The sequence below is a fragment of the Dyadobacter sp. 3J3 genome, assembly GCF_009801115.1.
Classification (GTDB): domain Bacteria; phylum Bacteroidota; class Bacteroidia; order Cytophagales; family Spirosomataceae; genus Dyadobacter.
In genome coordinates, this window is the sequence record NZ_VTOL01000020.1 from 17978 (window position 1) to 35545 (window position 17568).

The 17568-nt window shown below is 39.0% G+C and carries 15 protein-coding genes; 9 read left to right on the forward strand and 6 right to left on the reverse strand.

Annotated features, from left to right (window positions below):
* Nucleotides 1-232: 232 nt before the first annotated feature.
* Entirely contained in the window at nt 233-679 is a 447-nt protein-coding gene (locus FZF08_RS28295) for an Rrf2 family transcriptional regulator (protein WP_159477092.1), read from the forward strand.
* On the opposite strand, the gene FZF08_RS28300 is transcribed toward FZF08_RS28295, so the two are convergent.
* The 5 genes from FZF08_RS28300 to FZF08_RS28320 form a co-directional block, all read right to left on the reverse strand.
* Nucleotides 624-2291 (reverse strand): hypothetical protein, encoded by a 1668-nt coding sequence (locus FZF08_RS28300; protein ID WP_159477096.1) that lies wholly within the window; start codon nt 2289-2291, stop codon nt 624-626. The two genes, FZF08_RS28295 and FZF08_RS28300, sit on opposite strands and share 56 nt — an antisense overlap.
* 6 nt (nt 2292-2297) lie before the next feature.
* Entirely contained in the window at nt 2298-3245 is a 948-nt protein-coding gene (locus tag FZF08_RS28305; protein ID WP_159477098.1) for a glycosyltransferase, read from the reverse strand.
* Nucleotides 3246-3317: 72 nt separating this feature from the next.
* Complete coding sequence (locus FZF08_RS28310; RefSeq protein WP_159477101.1) at nt 3318-4391, reverse strand: NAD-dependent epimerase/dehydratase family protein; 1074 nt, start codon at nt 4389-4391, stop codon at nt 3318-3320.
* A 560-nt stretch (nt 4392-4951) separates the two neighbouring features.
* The gene (locus FZF08_RS28315) at nt 4952-5203 is read right to left on the reverse strand and encodes a hypothetical protein (protein WP_159477104.1); all 252 of its coding nucleotides are present in this window, start codon (nt 5201-5203) and stop codon (nt 4952-4954) included.
* Nucleotides 5204-5280: 77 nt separating this feature from the next.
* Nucleotides 5281-7011, reverse strand: a complete 1731-nt coding sequence (locus FZF08_RS28320; protein WP_159477107.1) for a M3 family oligoendopeptidase — start codon at nt 7009-7011, stop codon at nt 5281-5283.
* A 189-nt stretch (nt 7012-7200) separates the two neighbouring features.
* On the opposite strand from FZF08_RS28320, the gene FZF08_RS28325 reads away from it, so the two are divergent.
* From FZF08_RS28325 to FZF08_RS28340, 4 genes are read left to right on the forward strand one after another with little or no spacing between them, the layout of a single operon-like run.
* Entirely contained in the window at nt 7201-7800 is a 600-nt protein-coding gene (locus tag FZF08_RS28325; RefSeq protein WP_159477110.1) for an RNA polymerase sigma factor, read from the forward strand.
* A gap of 18 nt (nt 7801-7818) precedes the next feature.
* Nucleotides 7819-8538 carry a hypothetical protein gene (locus FZF08_RS28330; RefSeq protein ID WP_159477113.1) on the forward strand — a complete coding sequence of 240 codons (720 nt, stop codon included), beginning with the start codon at nt 7819-7821 and terminating at the stop codon, nt 8536-8538.
* A 36-nt stretch (nt 8539-8574) separates the two neighbouring features.
* Entirely contained in the window at nt 8575-10152 is a 1578-nt protein-coding gene (locus FZF08_RS28335; protein WP_159477116.1) for a S8 family serine peptidase, read from the forward strand.
* Nucleotides 10130-12928, forward strand: coding sequence for a CHAT domain-containing protein (locus FZF08_RS28340; RefSeq protein ID WP_159477119.1), 2799 nt, complete (start codon nt 10130-10132; stop codon nt 12926-12928). Before FZF08_RS28335 ends, FZF08_RS28340 begins: the two co-directional genes overlap by 23 nt.
* Here the strand turns inward: FZF08_RS28340 and dctA are convergent, their stop codons facing one another.
* The gene (dctA, locus tag FZF08_RS28345) at nt 12929-14194 is read right to left on the reverse strand and encodes a C4-dicarboxylate transporter DctA (protein WP_159477122.1); all 1266 of its coding nucleotides are present in this window, start codon (nt 14192-14194) and stop codon (nt 12929-12931) included.
* 253 nt (nt 14195-14447) lie between these two features.
* Here dctA and FZF08_RS28350 point away from each other — a divergent pair, with 253 nt between their 5' ends.
* Genes FZF08_RS28350 through FZF08_RS28365 form a run of 4 tightly spaced genes read left to right on the forward strand, consistent with a single transcriptional unit; the run spans nt 14448 to nt 17552 of the window.
* A complete protein-coding gene (locus FZF08_RS28350; protein ID WP_159477125.1) occupies nt 14448-14795 on the forward strand; it encodes a DUF6686 family protein in 348 nt (115 codons plus the stop codon).
* Nucleotides 14796-14806: 11 nt separating this feature from the next.
* Nucleotides 14807-15652: a hemin ABC transporter substrate-binding protein gene (locus FZF08_RS28355; RefSeq protein ID WP_159477128.1), complete on the forward strand. Its 846-nt coding sequence runs from the start codon at nt 14807-14809 to the stop codon at nt 15650-15652.
* Nucleotides 15652-16764: an iron ABC transporter permease gene (locus tag FZF08_RS28360; protein ID WP_229216734.1), complete on the forward strand. Its 1113-nt coding sequence runs from the start codon at nt 15652-15654 to the stop codon at nt 16762-16764. Before FZF08_RS28355 ends, FZF08_RS28360 begins: the two co-directional genes overlap by 1 nt.
* Nucleotides 16761-17552, forward strand: a complete 792-nt coding sequence (locus FZF08_RS28365) for a heme ABC transporter ATP-binding protein (RefSeq protein ID WP_159477131.1) — start codon at nt 16761-16763, stop codon at nt 17550-17552. The genes FZF08_RS28360 and FZF08_RS28365 overlap by 4 nt, the downstream gene beginning before the upstream one ends.
* Nucleotides 17553-17568 lie beyond the last annotated feature (16 nt).

Here is a 17568-nt window from a genome sequence, read left to right on the forward strand (position 1 = left end):
TTGAAAAGTCTATAAATTAGTAGAGTAAGTAGGATATTTTTTTAAAATTGTGGTTTCTTGATGTTTCTGATTTACGAACATCTCGTTTGACTAATAGCAAAGTAATGAATAAAAAGCAGTTATCTTTTGTTATGTCCCGAGAGGTTTAGGTTAATCCGGAAATTATCTGGATAGAATAGAGTATTGAATCTGGTAAATTCTTTTAGGCGAAATTTTAGTATACTTATCAACAATGATATCAAAGAAAGCAAAGTACGCTCTAAAGGCGCTCAAAGTATTAGCGGAAAAGTTTGGAAAAGGACCCGTTCTGATTTCATACATCGCAGAAAAAGAAAGAATTCCAAAGAAATTTCTTGAAGCAATTCTTCTGGATCTGAGAAATAACGGTGTTTTACAAAGCCAAAAAGGAAAAGGTGGAGGTTACTTGCTAAGAATTCCACCTGGCGAGGTGAGTTTTTCAAAAGTACTCCGTATTATCGACGGCCCTATTGCACCGGCACTTTGTGTTTCCATGTTTTTTTATGGTCGGTGTGAAGACTGTAAAGACGAAGAAACGTGTAGTTTGCGTACCGTTTTGGAAAAGTGGAGAGATGCTAACCTTGCCGTTTTAGACCAGACAACACTTAGTGATTTATTGCAGCAAGGTACGGGAGAACATCTGCTTGCTGTTGAGTCGTAAGCCTGTCTTTTCTGACAAATAATTTTATATCATTTTTATCTGACACCAGCGTATAATGCTGATGGAGGAAATTCGCAAGCGCGGGGAAATTTTCAATTCCCTGCGTTTTTTTATTTTGCACCCACATACTATTTTTCCCGACAGCATCCAGAATTACCGATGGTTTGGTCCTGTTGAGGTCGCTGAGGTACCGGCTTAAATATTTTTCCTGCAATGCATGTTTGAAAATGGAACGTTCAGAATGATTTTCCGCAGTCCCCTGTGCCAGCTGTGCTTCAACATAATATTGACATTGCCAACCCCAAACAACCATATAATCACCTGGTTTTGTAAATTTTTTCAACTCTTTTACAACAGGATTTTCTGCCAGTTTATTTGCTCCTCCTATGGATTCAAAGGAATTAATTCTATGTTCTTTGCGGTAATTGATTACGTCATTTCCGGCAAACCAAAATAAAAGTAGTACTGAAAACACGGTAAACTGTTTATGTCGTTTTAAGGAACCATATGCTGCAAGCATTATCCACGGATAGATACAGAAATTAAGATAATGAATAAAAGTATTTCCGGATTTTGTAGCTGCATATATTCCTGCAAGTACCAAAAGAATCAACGTGGCTGGCAATACGAATTGCGTTTGCGACTTTCTATAGGAATTTGGAAGAAATGAATAGGCAATTCCTAAAATAATCGGAACGATCAATACAAGAGAATAAATCTTAAAATCAGGGCTAAGCGTAATCAGATTAAACATTTGCAATGGAATCGACAGCCAATTATTTTCACCGGCATAAATCGCATTTCCAAATATATAGAAATCAAGAAAATCACTAAAAACGTGATTTGCAGCTGCCCAGAGAAATAATAGAACCGGGAAAGCCAGTCCGCCTAAAAGCAGAAATAACAAGGGTTTTATCTGCCTTGTTATTTTGAAAAAATGATAACAAATCCAAAGCGCTGCCAGAACGATAACCATAGCTTGCGGCACTGATTGTAATTTGGCAAAAGGCATCATTCCCGCAACGAATCCCAAAGTAAATGTAGATGCAGAAGATGGATTTTCGCTTTCCGTAATTTTTGACAACAGCCAGATTATTAGCGCTAATAAAAAAACAGGAAGTTGTTCACTCGAATAATGAACAAAATCTGTCTCCTGCGTGAAGGCAAGAAAAATGAAAGGAATCGTTATTACAATTCTGGACAGGGATCCTCCAAACCAGTTTTTCATCGCCATAAAGACAAAAAGTAATGCACCTATTGTACAAAGCAAACCCATGACCCGTCCACTGGAATAATTGATTTGAAAACCTAAAAGCTTAGGGACAACCAGAAGATAATTATCAAGCGGACCGATTGTTGTGCCATCAACAGAGCGCCAGTAAACCGGATCTTCGTACAAAGTAATGGCGTGACTGAGCATCTGGCTTTCATCCGCATTAATTTCTCTGTTGAAAACGAGAACCGGCATACGCATGAAAACGAGAAGCAGTATCGCGAGTACGATAAAAACTTTTACGGGGATAATTTTATATACAGCAAATACGATGACGGCACCCGCAAGCAAATAGCCAAGAAGCCAATATAATGTGGGAGCGCTGTCGAAAGTTACCATACGTTTTTAGCTGACAGTATCTACTTTTTCTACAAAATCGCGGTAATGTATTGCAGGAATGAAGTGTTGCTGAGAGCGGTATTGCAATACCATAAACACCAGGAATAAAGAGATCAGAAAGGATTGCAGCATTAAAATAATAAGTGTGCTTCCCAAAGTAGAAGCCCAGCCCGGTGTTGCATTTCCGATCAGTTTTAAAAACAGAATAACGATAATAAACGCTACGGCTAGGCCAGACATGAATATGGAAAAAATCAATATTCTTACGGCCGTAGTATCAACCAGAACAGAAATGGTGCTTAATCCGTGTAATACCAGAGAAACAAAATTCATTTTGCTTTCTCCCGCCAAACGTGTAGCCCGGTCGGTAGATACTGAATCGTAGGGAATTCTGGATTTGATGATTCCGCCCGGATAATTATTCCAGATCTCGGAAACGCGTACCAGATTTTTGAGTCTTTGCTGAGGAACCAGACTAAAATTGCCGAATGTAATTACTTTTCCCGTAAGAAGTTTAAACAGGTTTTTATAAATAATATAGAAAAACCGAAAGATGAAATTTTCTGTACGCTTATTTCTCTGCGCAAAAATAATTTTTCCAGGAACCTCTAATGATCTTTGAACCAGTTTGTTAATGTCAGATGGAGCATCTTCTCCATCCGCATCCATTACAATCACATTGTCGCAGTCAATATTTTCAGCAACGTATGAAAGTCCGATTGCAATTGCTTTTTGATGACCGAGATTCCGGTAAAGACGTAAAACCTGAATTGCTTTTCCACCAAAAGGAACGAAAGGCTCCGTTCTGTCTTTTGAAGAACAATCATCAACCACGAGCAAAGATGAGTTTTTCAACACGGTCGGACTTAAATCTGTATTGATTTTTTGTATTAACAGATTAAGGGCCTCCCAGTCATTATACTGTGGAATAATGATTACAAAATTTTCAGGCATAGTAGTGATGAAAATAACCTCCGAACAAGTATAATAGATTTTACTCGTTCGGAGGTTATAAAGACTAAGATATTATTTTACGCTGGCCAATCTTGAAGAGATGCCGTCGTGTATTTGAGTAAGCGTTTCAGTTAAGCCAAATTCCCAATTCCAGCCTGGATAGTGTTCTTTAAACTTAGAAAGATCACTTACATACCAGATATGGTCACCAACACGGTTGGTTTCAGAATAGGAATGAGATAATTTATTTCCTGTAATTTGTTCACACAATGCAATTGCTTCGATCATTGAACAGTTTGCGAAACGACCACCGCCTGCGTTGTAAACTTCGCCCGGACGAGGATTTTGGTAAAAATGCCAGAACATATTGACAAGGTCATGGCTGTGAATGTTGTCACGAACCTGTTTTCCTTTATATCCGAAAATCGTGTAGTGATTTCCAGTGATTGCGCATTTCATAAGATAGGCAAGGAATCCGTGCAACTGAGCTCCTGAATGGTTAGGGCCTGTAAGACATCCACCACGGAAAACAGCTGTTTTCATTCCAAAATAACGGCCATATTCCTGCACCATTATATCAGCAGCTACTTTCGAAGCGCCGAAGATCGAGTGTTTTGTATGGTCAATGCTGTGAAGCTCGTCAATTCCGTTTTTGAAATAAGGATGACTTTCGTCGATTTCCCAACGTGTTTCAAGCTCAACAAGTGGAAGGTAGTTAGGATTGTCTCCGTAAACTTTATTAGTAGAAGTGAAAATGAACACTGCTTCCGGTGTATGAAGACGTGTCATTTCAAGCATGTTCAATGTTCCAACTGCATTTACTCCGAAATCAGTGAAAGGCTCACGGGCAGCCCAGTCATGGCTTGGTTGAGCAGCTGCATGAATGATCAGTTTAATATCAGATCCGTATTCTTTGAAAATCGGTTCCAACTGGCTAACCTCACGAATATCAGCAGAATAGTGCTTGTAATTAGTGTAAGCGGATTCTATGCGGCTCTTATTCCAGGCTGTATTTCCGTCAGCTCCGAAGAAATATTCACGTAAATTATTATCAACTCCAATTATTAAATCAAACTTGTCAGCTAAAAAAGCGACAGATTCACTTCCAATCAATCCGGCTGAACCGGTAACGAGCGCTATATTCATTTTGAGTTTAAAATACGGTTTTTAATCTTGTATTAAAATAATACTATATTTCTAATGTGTATAATAAGAGTGTAAAGTAAATTAAAAAGGAACAATTATCCCAACCGCTTACACAACTGAGATTAAAATTACGGTTCAATTTTAATTTTGATAAGAAATAACTGGTTATAAATAGCCAGTATATCAGCTGTTTAAGACTTTAAATAACTCTTTTTGTCTGAATTTCCTTAATCTATTTAAACTTTTGTCCCTTGCCAATATAAATTTTTATAACATGAAAAAAGGTCTCTGCTATAAAATGAAGTAATCATTAGGTAAGTTCAGACATATGAATTTTTATAACTAAGTATGATGACAAGAGTAAAGTTCTGATTACGTCATCAGCAAAATAGGATGCAGACCAGTTGATTAATTTTTTTGAACAGATTTTCCCAATCTTTTATTCAAATCAAAAGGAATGGAAAATATTGTTTAAATGAAATACGCTGGATTATCAAAAAAAAGATATCCTTCATTTGAAGGATATCCTGTTTATAAAATCTATTCTGTAAATACAGATACTATTCTTTGATGTATGCACTACCCGATCCGCCGTATAATTTTGCACGAATTGCATCTACGCGAGGCTCAATTGTTGGATCGGCAGTATATTTATTAGCCATTTGACGTGGTAAAGAATCTGGGCTTACACCGTAAACGTAGTCATTCTTGGCATTTAAGTCTTTCTGCTCTTTGTGGTTATATTTTTGATAATCACAAGAAGACAACAATGCGATACATGCCACAAACGCGGCTATTTTACTAAATTTCATCTCTCTACTGGTTCATAGTAATACGCACAAAAATAACCGCCTTTTACATAACCACCAAATGGTTATCACACGAATTATCAAATTTTTAATCGTTCTAACTCGCTTTGTACGAATTGCATCAATTCTGTGATGTAATTCTTGGAAAAATCAAAAGGAATATTGGCAGCCTGATAAATCTCCGTAATTGGCGCGGTGTAACCCATTTTCAACGCATCAAGATATCCTTTCAAGCCTTTTTCAGGATTTTCACGGTAGTTTTTCCAAACGCCGATCGCTCCAAGCTGGGCGATTCCGTATTCGATATAATAGAAAGGAACTTCATAAATATGGAGCTGACGTTGCCAAAGATATTTTTGCAGATTTTCAAGTCCTGACCAATCCATTATTTTATCCGTAAACTGATTGTAGATTTCAACCCAGGCATCTGTACGTTCTGCGGCGGTGTGTTCCGGATTTTCATACATCCAGTGCTGAAATTTATCTACCGTCGCAACCCACGGAAGGGTTTCAATGATGGATTCCAGATGTTGGATTTTGGCACGACGCAGGTCCGCATCGTTATCAAAAAACTCGTCCCAAAAATCCATTGTGATCAATTCCATCGACATAGACGCAAGCTCGGCAACTTCTGATGGCGTATGTTTGAAGGAATTCAATGCCAGATCACGTGTTACCAGCGAATGTACCGCATGGCCGCCCTCGTGTAAAAGCGTTACCATATCACGAAGATTGGAAGTAGCATTCATAAAAATAAAAGGAACACCGATTTCTTCCAGCGGATAATTATATCCGCCCGGCGCCTTTCCTTTTCTTGATTCGAGATCCAGATGTTTCATGTTTTTCATGATCTGAAGACAGTTTCCAAGAAACGGATCCAGACGGCTGAAACAACGGATCGTTTTGTCAAGCAACTCCTCTCCGCTTTCGAAAGGTTTTAATGGAGCCAATCCTTTCGGGTCAACTTTGGTATCCCATGGACGCAATTGTTCAACCTTCAAAGCCTCTTTACGGCTCGTAGCCATATCGTTCAACAGTGGTACGACAGCTTCTTTTACGGAATCATGGAAATTGAAACAATCCTGTGGCGTATAATCAAAACGGCCCATGGCTGCGAACATATAGTCGCGGTAATTGGCAAAACCTGCATTTTTTCCAACCTGGTCGCGAAGCGATACCAGTTTGTTAAGAAGCTCATCCAGTACTTCATGATCCTGAAAACGTCTTTCGGCAATCGTCCGCCAGGCCTCTTCCCTAACCGAACGATCCAACGATTGTAAACGGTCAGCGGCTTTTTGCAAAGTCATTTCTTCCCCATCCAGCGTTACGGTCATAGCTCCGGCAACAGCTCCATAACGGCGCTCTTCGGTTTGCATTTCGGTTTGCAATGGAATGTTTTCTTCGCGGAAAAGTTCAATGGCCTTTTTCATTCCACGTATGGTAACGGAAAATCCCTGATCTGTCAAATCATTCAAATATGGACTTTCGACCGCTTTTTTATCCAGCTCGTTACCATATTCTGCGAGTTTGGGCTGAATTTCTGTAATGAAAAATTGCAGTGCGTTGATCAAACCTGAATTGGCAGTATCGCAGGTTTGACGGATATATCTCCACGCAAAGTTTTCAGATAAGTAAGATTCCAGCTCGCTTCTATCCAAAAACCATTGACGCAGATCAGAAGCAGAATTAATCTCTCTGTCTTTTAAATTATCATAAAATGGCTGAAGATCATCCCATTTTTTAAGATCAAATTCTTCTCCTATAAAAACCCTTTCTGAACGGGCCAACATCGTAGTTTCCTGATTTATCATGATACCTTCTGCAATTTTTTGTCGGTCAAAGGTAATGTGTAAATGGGTTAAACTGCAACTTGGAAAATATCCGGCGTTAAGAATCGCCCTTTAAATCGAAAAACACAGCGGACAAGGAAACATCTGGCGAAAAATTTCTGCTAAATAGGCGTTTTTATGTATATTTCCAGTACGTAATTCGCACATACCATGCCATTTTTCCAAAGAATACTTTCTGATAATGTCCTGATTGATGGTATTTTTTCAAAAGAAGGCTCTTCGCGCTCTTTTGAAAACCGCCTTTACGAAAAATATGTTTATCTCATTCGTGAAGGTGTGTGGAGACACAAACTTTCCACAGATGAATGCTCGATCGTTTATTCAGATACGATCCTCACCATTATTGAACACATCCAAAACGGCCGTTTTGAAGGGCGTTCGGGACTCAAAACGTATCTCTATCAAATTTTTAATAACAAATGTGTTGACCTTCTCCGTAAGAATGCGACTAATCGTCAGCAGGTGCATAAGGGAAATACAATTGATGATTACATTAATATACTTCCCGACGATTCCAGAAGTATTGTGCAACAGCTTATTGATCAGTATGATCTGGAAGTTTTACACGAACGTTTGCGTGCGCTTGGTGACAAGTGTAAGCAGATGCTGAAAGCATGGAGCGAAGGTTTTATGGATCAGGAAATAGCGGTGGAAATGGGTTATCAATCTGCCGCCGTTGTAAAAACCAGCCGTTTGCGCTGCATGGAAAAGTTAAGGGAAATGTATTTAAAAGGAGTTAAAAAAGAATAGTGGAAAATCGGGGAAGTCATGGAACAACGAATTGAGGATTATTTTGAAAGAGACCTCTCTGAAGAAGAAAGGATACGCTTTGAGGAGGAATTACGGACAAGTCCGGAACTGGCTGACTTGGTTGCTTTTTATTTGTTGATAAAACAAAATGCGAAAGAAGATGGACGAGAAAAGGTTTTGGCTGAACGACACGCGGAATGGCAGAAACTTTCCACAAATCCGGGAAAGACTATAACACGTCAACTTGTTTATTATGCTGCTGCGGCCGTTCTTCTTATTGCTTGTGGTTTGGGATGGTATTTTCTCAGTTCCGGAATTAAGGAAAAAGAGCAATTGGCAGATATCTATGTAGAGGAAAATTTTTCAACACTGAGTGTACAAATGGATGGCAAGGCAGATAGCCTTCAACAGGCTATCAACGAGTATAATAATGGTGATTACGAAAAAACGTCGTCGATTATTCAGGCTGTCTTGAAACGTGATCCGGAAAATGCAGAAGCACAAAAAATTGCCGGGATTATTTCTTTAAAACTGAAAGATTACGACAATGCGATTATGTATTTTCATCAGCTAGGAGAACAAAAAAATCTGTTTTCAAATCCAGGAAGGTTCTATGAAGCTATTGCGCACATTCAACGTGGTTTACCGTTAGATAAAAAATTGGCTGACAGTTTGTTACAGCAGGTAATAGATGGTAACTTGGATGGAAAAGAGGAGGCTGAAAAGTGGGTGAAATGATAAATTTATACTTGAATATAATCCCAGACCCAGATTATGAGTACAAAACCTTTAAGAGCCGCTGTTCCAAAAAGTTTATTGTCGTATCTCAATAGTTTTGAGGATGATAGAAATCATTATATCGCCGACCCGGTCGATGAGCGACGGATCATTGTTGCCAATCAAAGAATATTTAAAGTTTCCGGAGCAGGAGTAGCGAAAGATCCACTAAAAATCGGAGCCAGAATTACAGTAGTTCCTTTCAAAGACCGCATTAAAAGTTATGTTGATCAAACAGAAGAAGACGAAATTCAGGAAATTGTAGTGGTGGGGCAAAGCATATGGAACCCGAATTTAATTTTATTGGAAGGGGCGGATCTTCATTTCAAAGAAGAGAATTTGCGCCTGGAAACTCGTGATGGAAATTTGATATTTGAAAGTGTTGCCTTTAACGTTGTGACAACAACGTCTCCCGCCGGAACGCAGGCGCATGATCCCACAAGAACAAGTGACGGTTCTTCCAGGAATAATGGGGGGATATTAAACAACGATGAGTCAGACATCTTTACTAATTCCTGCACGCCACTGACTGAATATTGGCTAAGAAAAGCGGCAGAACACAACAGTAAACATCAGAAAGCTCCTATTGTTGCAATTCTGGATACAGGAATCGATTTTCAATTTGACTGGACAATGTGTGATTTTCCAGAACCTGACTGTCCGCTATGGTTTAATGATGGAGGAAATACTAAAAACGAGTTAGGGCAAGGTCCACTACAAAAGGATATGATAGGTTGGAATTTTGTAGGAACTGGTGATATTTTAGCTCCTTCACAACATAATAATCCATTTGACGACGATGACACACACAAACATGGAACGCGTATTGCCGCCCTTATTGCACAACAATGCCGGAATTATAAGAAAAATGATTCAGAAGATTACGACAAAAGCACGGATGTCAGATTGATGATTTTAAAAACGCATGATTATCGTGGTGTAGGTTTCTTATTTGATATTTTTTGTGCGTTTGACTATATACTTCTTCATAAAGAGGTCAAGGTCAACATCATTAATGCCAGCTGGGGCTTCTACGGAAAGCAATGTCCCGGTTTGAGAGGCTATTTAGAAGAGTTTGAGAAAAGAAAGATATGGTTTGTAACGGCAGCAGGAAATAGTAACGACTTTGATGATAATTTCCGGGTGCATGAGCTGGCGGTAAAATCTTCAACAGAGCGTTATCCTGCTTGTCATAGTGAGGAATTCAATAATGTTTTAACCGTCACCACAGCTTTAAATATCAAAAATTTTGATTCAAGTAGCAGATTAGCTTATTCGGAAATCCAACCTTTTGAAAATTATTCGAATCGATTTGTAGATGTTGCTATTACGGCAGGCAAAGACGGATGTTTTCCTGAACCACTAAGCAGAGTGAATCATGTCATTAGAGGTACATCGTTTGCAACTGCCTATGCGATTGGAAAAATTGTACGTTCAGGTTTACCAGAACGTAAAGGGGATTTCCTCAATACCAATACCAATCCATTTATAAGGGTTAAAGAAAATCTAAAAAAATACATCAAAAATGGCTATTTCATTACCTCAGATGTAGATGTGGAAAAAGAGCGGTTTTAGTCTGATAAATTTTCTTCTGTTATCATCACTACTATTGCTTTCCACGAAGCAAACGGTTGCTCAGTGCCCTGATTTTAAAAAAATATGGCTTAATGTTAGTCAGCCGCTTGATCCCAATATTGATGATCCGGGGCTAGCTGCTCAGGATAAACTATTGAGCAACTGGTATAATCAGTGGAAATCTTGCGGTGCAAAACCGGATTCGGTTTTTGGACTGCTACTACAACGTCGGGGCGTAATCAATTCATGGACGAATCGAAAAAAGGAAGCTTTACAATTTTACGAGATGGCAAATGCCATTTTTTCAAAGCCGCATTGTGATACCAAAATAAGTTCAAAACCAAAAATCAAGTTTTTGATTGGAGAGTGTTATTTGTATGACAACGATTATGTGAAAGCGGAGTCAATTTTTGAAGAAATTGTAAGAGTAAAAACGGATCCGGGACATCGTAGTTTTCAGGTTAAAAGTTACTTAAAACTAGCCTATATCAGTAATTCTTCCGGTGATTATGAAAAAGCACTTTCCGCCCTGGAAAAAGGTATTTTGCTGGCCAATGAATTACAAGATCCTTTTTCAGTTCTGGAATTATCTATTGAAAAAATCTTTTCCTATCAAAAACTAGCAAGATATTCTGAGTCTAACGCGATGGCATATGATGCCATCCGTTTGGCAGCAACATTGAAAAGGACTAACGAGCTGATAAGTACCTACGAATATCTGGCAACGAATTACAGTTCTGTTAATAAAACGGATTCAGCACTGTATTTTTTCAATAAAGTTATCAGCATTTGTGACGAGCAAAAACAGAAAGTTCCTGTTTACTTATACACAAACATGGGCGTCATGTATTTTTCTGCAAAACAGTATGATAAAGCAGTCGAGTATTACATTAAGTCATTGCTGTTGCAGGTTGATCCTTATCATAAGGCACTGGTAAATTATGATATTGCTTTGGCAACTGCTAAAAAGAAGGAGTGGAACCGGTCTCTTGCCTATTTCGATCAGGCATTTCAATTATTAAATCTTACTTCCTCTGGTTCTTTTTCCAATAATCCTCCTGCCTCTTTAATGAAAATAGCAGCCAGAAAAGAGTATCTCCTTTCTATGGTGATGGATAAGGGGAATACTTTACTGAGTTTTGCAAAGGATAAAAACCAATCAAAGGCAACGCTGCGATATGCGCTCAAAACGTATATGCTTGCTGACACCATGATAGACTATATGCGTTGGGAACATACAGGAAAAGAATCAAAACTTTTTTGGAGAAATATCACAAAAGGAATGTATGAGCGTGCTATCGAAACCTGCTTTTTACTGAAAGATCCTGAAACCGCATTTTATTTCTTTGAAAAAAGTCGCGCGGTTATGCTTAATGACCAATTAAATGAACTTGGGGCAAACCAGCGGTTAAATGAAAAAGATGCGGAACGGGAAAGAATAATTCGGAGGAAAATTTCAGATTTACAGGATCAGTTAAGTGAAAGTAAACCCGGATCAAAATCTTATGCGGGCTTTCGAAATGATCTTTACAATGCGCAGGAAGAACAACAGATATTTATCAAAAAGCTTGAAAAAGAAAATCCTCAATATTACTCATACAAATACGATAATCATGTACCGGGACTAGAAGAAGTTCGTGAAAAAGTTATTCCTGACGGACAAAATCTAATCTCTTACTTCGTTGGAGACAGTGCTGTTTACGGACTTAGTATTTCCGGGAAAAATGTTGATTTCAAAAAGATTAAACTGGCTGATTATCAAAAATATACGGCTGAATTTCAGAAATTGCTGGGAGGAAAGGAAATCCAGAATAAGCAATTTGCTCATTATTTAGTTGTGTCAAACAAGTTATATGAATTGTTGATAAAACCTTTTGAAATCCAGTCAAACCGGGTGATCATTTCACCGGACGGCAATTTTCTGCCTTTTGAAAGTTTGAGCTTTTCTGCTGAAAAAGCGGATTTCCTGGTTACTAAATATGCTTTTAGCTATACCTATTCAGCAAGTTTTTTAGTAAAAATGAAACGGTCGGAAAAGGGAATGTCTTCCACGAATGAATTTCTTGGAATGGCACCTGTCCGGTTTTCTAAAAAGCTAAATCAAGCATCGCTGCCAGGTTCTGAAATTGCTTTAGAAGCAATTAATAAACATTTCTTTTTTTCCAAAAGCCTTACTGGCGTTAATGCTTCAAGAGGTGCTTTTATGAAAGAATTATCTTCCCACAGTATCATTCAATTGCTTACACACGCCAGCGCGGACAGTTCTGATGCTGAACCGACATTATATTTTGCCGATTCAACCCTGACTCTTTCAGAGCTTTCATCATCTGTTTTATCAAAAACACAATTGCTTGTTTTGTCTGCTTGTCGGACTGGTGTTGGTAAAAATCAAAAAGGAGAAGGTGTTTTTAGTCTGGCAAGAGGTTTTGCCGGGATCGGAATTCCGTCGACTTTGACCACACTCTGGAGTGTTGAAAATAAATCGATTTATGAGCTGACCGAATTATTCTATGACCAGTTGAAAAAAGGAGTTTCGCTAGATATTGCCTTGCAGCAAGCTCAAATTGAATGGCTTAAAACGGCGTCAAAAAGCGATCAGCTGCCATATTCCTGGGCGGGAATGGTATTGGTTGGAAATGTGGAACCGGTTGATATGGGGTTATCGAAAAATACTATGTACATTTTAATTGCTTCAATTGCTGGGAGTTTAGTATTATTAGGATTTTACCTGAAAAAACGATTTTTTAAAAGAAAATTAGTTCTTCAAAATTATTGATCACTTCGAAGATTCCTGCGTTACGTCCTTCAAATTATCTGTAATAATATTTTCAGTTTCCCGGACATTGGCAAAGGCATAATTCATCTTATCCCGGTCAAACTCTTTCTCATTATTGGCAATCCAGATCGTCGCTACGCCATTGCCGATGATGTTGGTAATAGCACGGGCTTCAGACATGAAACGGTCAATACCAAGAAGTAAGGCCAGGCCTTCTATGGGAATCACCTTTACAGCTGTTAACGTAGAGGCAAGGACCACAAATCCACTTCCAGTCACTCCTGCCGCACCTTTGGACGTAACCATTAATATACCAATGATTGATAACATTTGGCCAATCGTCAGATGCACGTTAAATACTTGCGCCAAAAAGATCGTGGCCATGGAAAGATAAATGGTTGTTCCATCCAGATTGAACGAATATCCAGCAGGTACTACCAGTCCTACGACAGGTTTGGAGCAGCCCATTCGTTCCAGTTTTTCCATAACAGAGGGCAAAGCAGCTTCCGAAGACGAAGTCCCTAAAACGATCAGCAATTCCTCTCGAATGTATTTCAGATATTTCCACATACTGATTTTGTAGGTATGTAAAACCAATCCCAGAACGCCGAAAATGAAGATTGCCATTGTTATGTACACAGTTCCCATCAGTTTCGCTAATGGCAATAACGTGTGAATTCCATACTTTCCAATCGTAAAGGCCATTCCTCCGAAAGCTCCGATCGGAGCAAAGATCATGACAATGTGAAGTGCCCTGAACACATATTTTGAAGCGAAATTCAGCCAGGTAATAATCTGGTCCTTTCCTGAATATTTACTTAAAACAGTACCTAAAATCAGGGAAACGAGAAGAACCTGTAAAGTGACATTGTCAAGAAAAAATTTCAGCCAGCTGAAATCATGTACTTTATTGGCATATACAGAAATATCTCCTTTTTGAAGATTTGCAGTAACCACGCCATCACCAGGACGAATAATATTAGCAACCAAAACCCCAACGATCAGCGCCATTGTCGTCACAATTTCAAAATAGAGAAGTGCTTTTGCGCCCACTTTTCCTACTTTTTTCAAATCACCCATTCCAATAATTCCCAGTGTGATGGTAAGGAAGATGATTGGATTGATAAATAGTTTAACGATTGAAATAAAACCTTTTCCCAAAACATCCATTTTGACGGCTGTTTCCGGATCATAATGTCCGAGCAAGGCGCCAGCTGTAATGGCAGTAAGAACCCAAAAGGTGAGGTTGGTAAAAAGCTTCTTCAATGGAATGAGTGGTTAAGGAGTATAAATAAACAGTTCAGAATAATGAATGAACCAGTTTATGCATATTTTAGATGGTAGTCAAGATACGATTTTAACAGACTTCTCACTTAGCCACCGGGAGAGAAAAGTATTTTTTTATTATTGTTTATATTTGGTCTAAATAATATTTTACTATATTTGTCCGTATCAAACGATAACAGAATAGTTTTCCGAAAAAATCAATTATCTCAGAGCACTTTATCCATACACAGTTATGCATGACGCTTCACATTCCTATTCATCGTTACGGATTTTAAGTCAGTCGAAAAACGGATACATCGGGCAATGCAGCTGTTGTGAAGATTACAATTTTGTTTTTGGTAATGTACTATTCATTTTTTCAGAAGGCGGGTTAAGTGGATTTCATGAAATGTTGTACGACAAGTACCAGTTTCAAAGCCAGGATACTGCATTGCCTCACGGAAGAAATCATTTATTAAGATCTCCTATACCCAATTTCATGTTGTCATTCAATGATGATGAAGTGGAGGAAATAAAATGCCTTTTACAGGAAACCTTACTGGTTTTGGAAATCGACAGGATATTTTCAAATCATAAATAAAATACAAGCTCATGCGTACCACAAGTTTTTATAGAGTTGGCTACACGCTGATTTTGTTTTTCTATCTGATTTCAAATTCAGTTTCCGGCAAACCGGCACCTTTACGTATTGTTTCGGCTAATGGCACATTGAGTGAAATATTAGTGGGCCTGGGCCTCGAATCACAGATTGTTGGCGTAGATGTCACAAGCACTTACCCTGTATCTTTGGAGAAGCTGCCAAAAATCGGGCACAACAGAAATATTTCATCTGAGGGAATTCTGGCACTTAATCCGGACGTGATCGTAACCAGTGACCAAAGTATGATATCTGTCAATGTGCTAAAACAATTGAATAGTTCTGGAAAAAAAGTTGTGACTTTCAAACAGGAATATTCGGAGGAAGGTACTGTAAACCTGATTCGTGAAATGGGCACCTATTTTAATGCAAAACCGCAGGCAGAAAAAATGATCAAATCATTGAAATCAGATTTGGCAAGACTTCCAAAAACTATAACACCGAAAAAATTACTTTTCATCTATGCACGCGGAACGGGTACGCTCATGGTTTCCGGGAAAAATACGTCTCTTGATAAGATGTTCACATTGATAGGGCATAAAAACGCGGTAACCGATTTTACTGATTTTAAACCTTTAACATCTGAATCGCTTTTGGCGGCTAATCCGGATGTACTCGTTCTTTTTTCAAGCGGTCTGGAAAGTGTTGATGGTATAGAGGGACTTTTGAAAGTTCCGGGTGTTGCGTATACTAATGCCGGTAAAAACAGAAAAGTTATATCGATGGACGGTCAGCTTTTGACTGGATTTGGACCCCGTCTGGGAAAAGCAGCTACTGAATTAGCTCAAAAGGTGAAATAATGATAGAGGAAGAAATCATAGCAAAATTAAAAAGCAAGGATCAGAAAATGGTTCAGGAGAAATTGAAACAGCCACTTTCGCCAGGTTGGGTTATCCTGATTTTAAGTATTGCTTTGCTTGCCTGTATTATTTTTTCTGTCGGAACAGGCGCTTTGCATATTTCATTTTCAGAAATAATCGGGATCATTTCTTATAAAACAGGATTGACAAATAATCCGATTCTGGAAGAGCAAAAAGATATTGTTTTTTGGGTGATCCGTTTGCCGAGAGTTTGTTTAGGAATTTTAGTAGGTGCAGGATTAGGGATCGCTGGTGCAGCTTTGCAAGGTTTATTTCGAAACCCAATTGCTGACGCGACATTGATCGGCGTTACTTCCGGAGCTTCGCTTTTTGCGGTTATTGTGATTATGCTGAATATCAAGTTCTTTGGAATTATTAACGAGTATGCTGGCGCATATACGCTTTCATTCGCCGCTTTTGTGGGAGCAGCTTTAACGACAATGCTCGTATATCAGCTTTCAAAAATTACGGGTGAAGGAAGTATAACAACCATGCTTTTATGTGGAATTGCAATCAATGCTTTTGTAAGCGCACTTACGGGATTGATGACTTACATGGCTACGGACGAGCAGCTTAGAACAATTACTTTCTGGACGTTAGGAAGTTTAGGCGGTGCTAACTGGACCACCGTTCTCTCAGTAGCTCCCTTCGTCGGATGCAGTATAATTTTTATGCCTTATCTTGCCAAGTCTTTGAATTTGTTGGTTTTAGGTGAAAGCCAGGCGGCACATTTAGGTGTGAATATGAAAGTCCTGAAAAGATCGATTATCATTTTGGCAACTATGGCTGTGGGTTCCTCGGTTGCGGTTGCCGGTACCATTGGATTTGTGGGATTGGTTGTTCCGCACATTATCAGAAGTATTTTTGGGCCGGATAACCGGTATTTACTGGTTGGTTCGGCCATCGGCGGTGCTATTGTTTTGACATTGGCAGATACCATTTCAAGAACAATCGTAGCCCCGGCAGAACTTCCGATCGGTATTCTGACAGCGCTTTTGGGAACACCGTTTTTCCTGTATCTTCTTTGGAATCAAAAACGAAACCGTGTATGATCGAAACTAGCAACTTACATTTTGGTGTGAAAAATAAATCGCTTTTACAGGATATCAATTTCAAAGCGAAGAAAGGTGAATTTTGGGCTATTGTGGGTGCTAACGGAGCTGGGAAATCCACATTGATGAAGGTTTTGTCAAAAGAGATAATACCAACTTCCGGGACGGTTTCCTTCCATGGAAAAGATCTGAGAAAATATAGTTTGAAGGAACTGGCGCAAAAACGTGCTGTACTTGCCCAGCAAAATGTGATCACGCTTGCTTTTTCGGTGCGGGAAATTGTGTTAATGGGCCGGTATCCTTTTTATGATTCAAAACCCTCGCAGAAGGATCTGGCGATTGTAGATCATTGTCTGCAAAAGGTAGGAATTGCTCATTTCAGAGACCGGGTCTATCCAACACTTTCTGGCGGAGAGCAGCAACGCGTTCAGTTAGCAAGGACATTAGCGCAAATCTGGGAGGTTCGGGAAGGATTTATTTTATTGGACGAACCAACTTCCGGAATGGATTTGCTGCATCAGTATGAAACATTTCAGCTGGCGAGGGAAATGACCCGGAAAGGTTATGGAGTCATCGCCGTTGTTCATGATTTGAACTTTGCGTTACAATATGCTGATCAGGTTTTGATGTTGAAAAAGGGTAAAAATTTTGCGGTTGGAACTGCGCATGAGGTTTTAACAGGTGAAAATATAAGAGAGGCATTTGGGGTATCCGTTAGAATTATTCAGCCGGATGATACGCCATTCCCGGTGATTATTCCGGAAGCAACGCCGGTATCTGTTGTTTGACAAATTTATTTAAAAT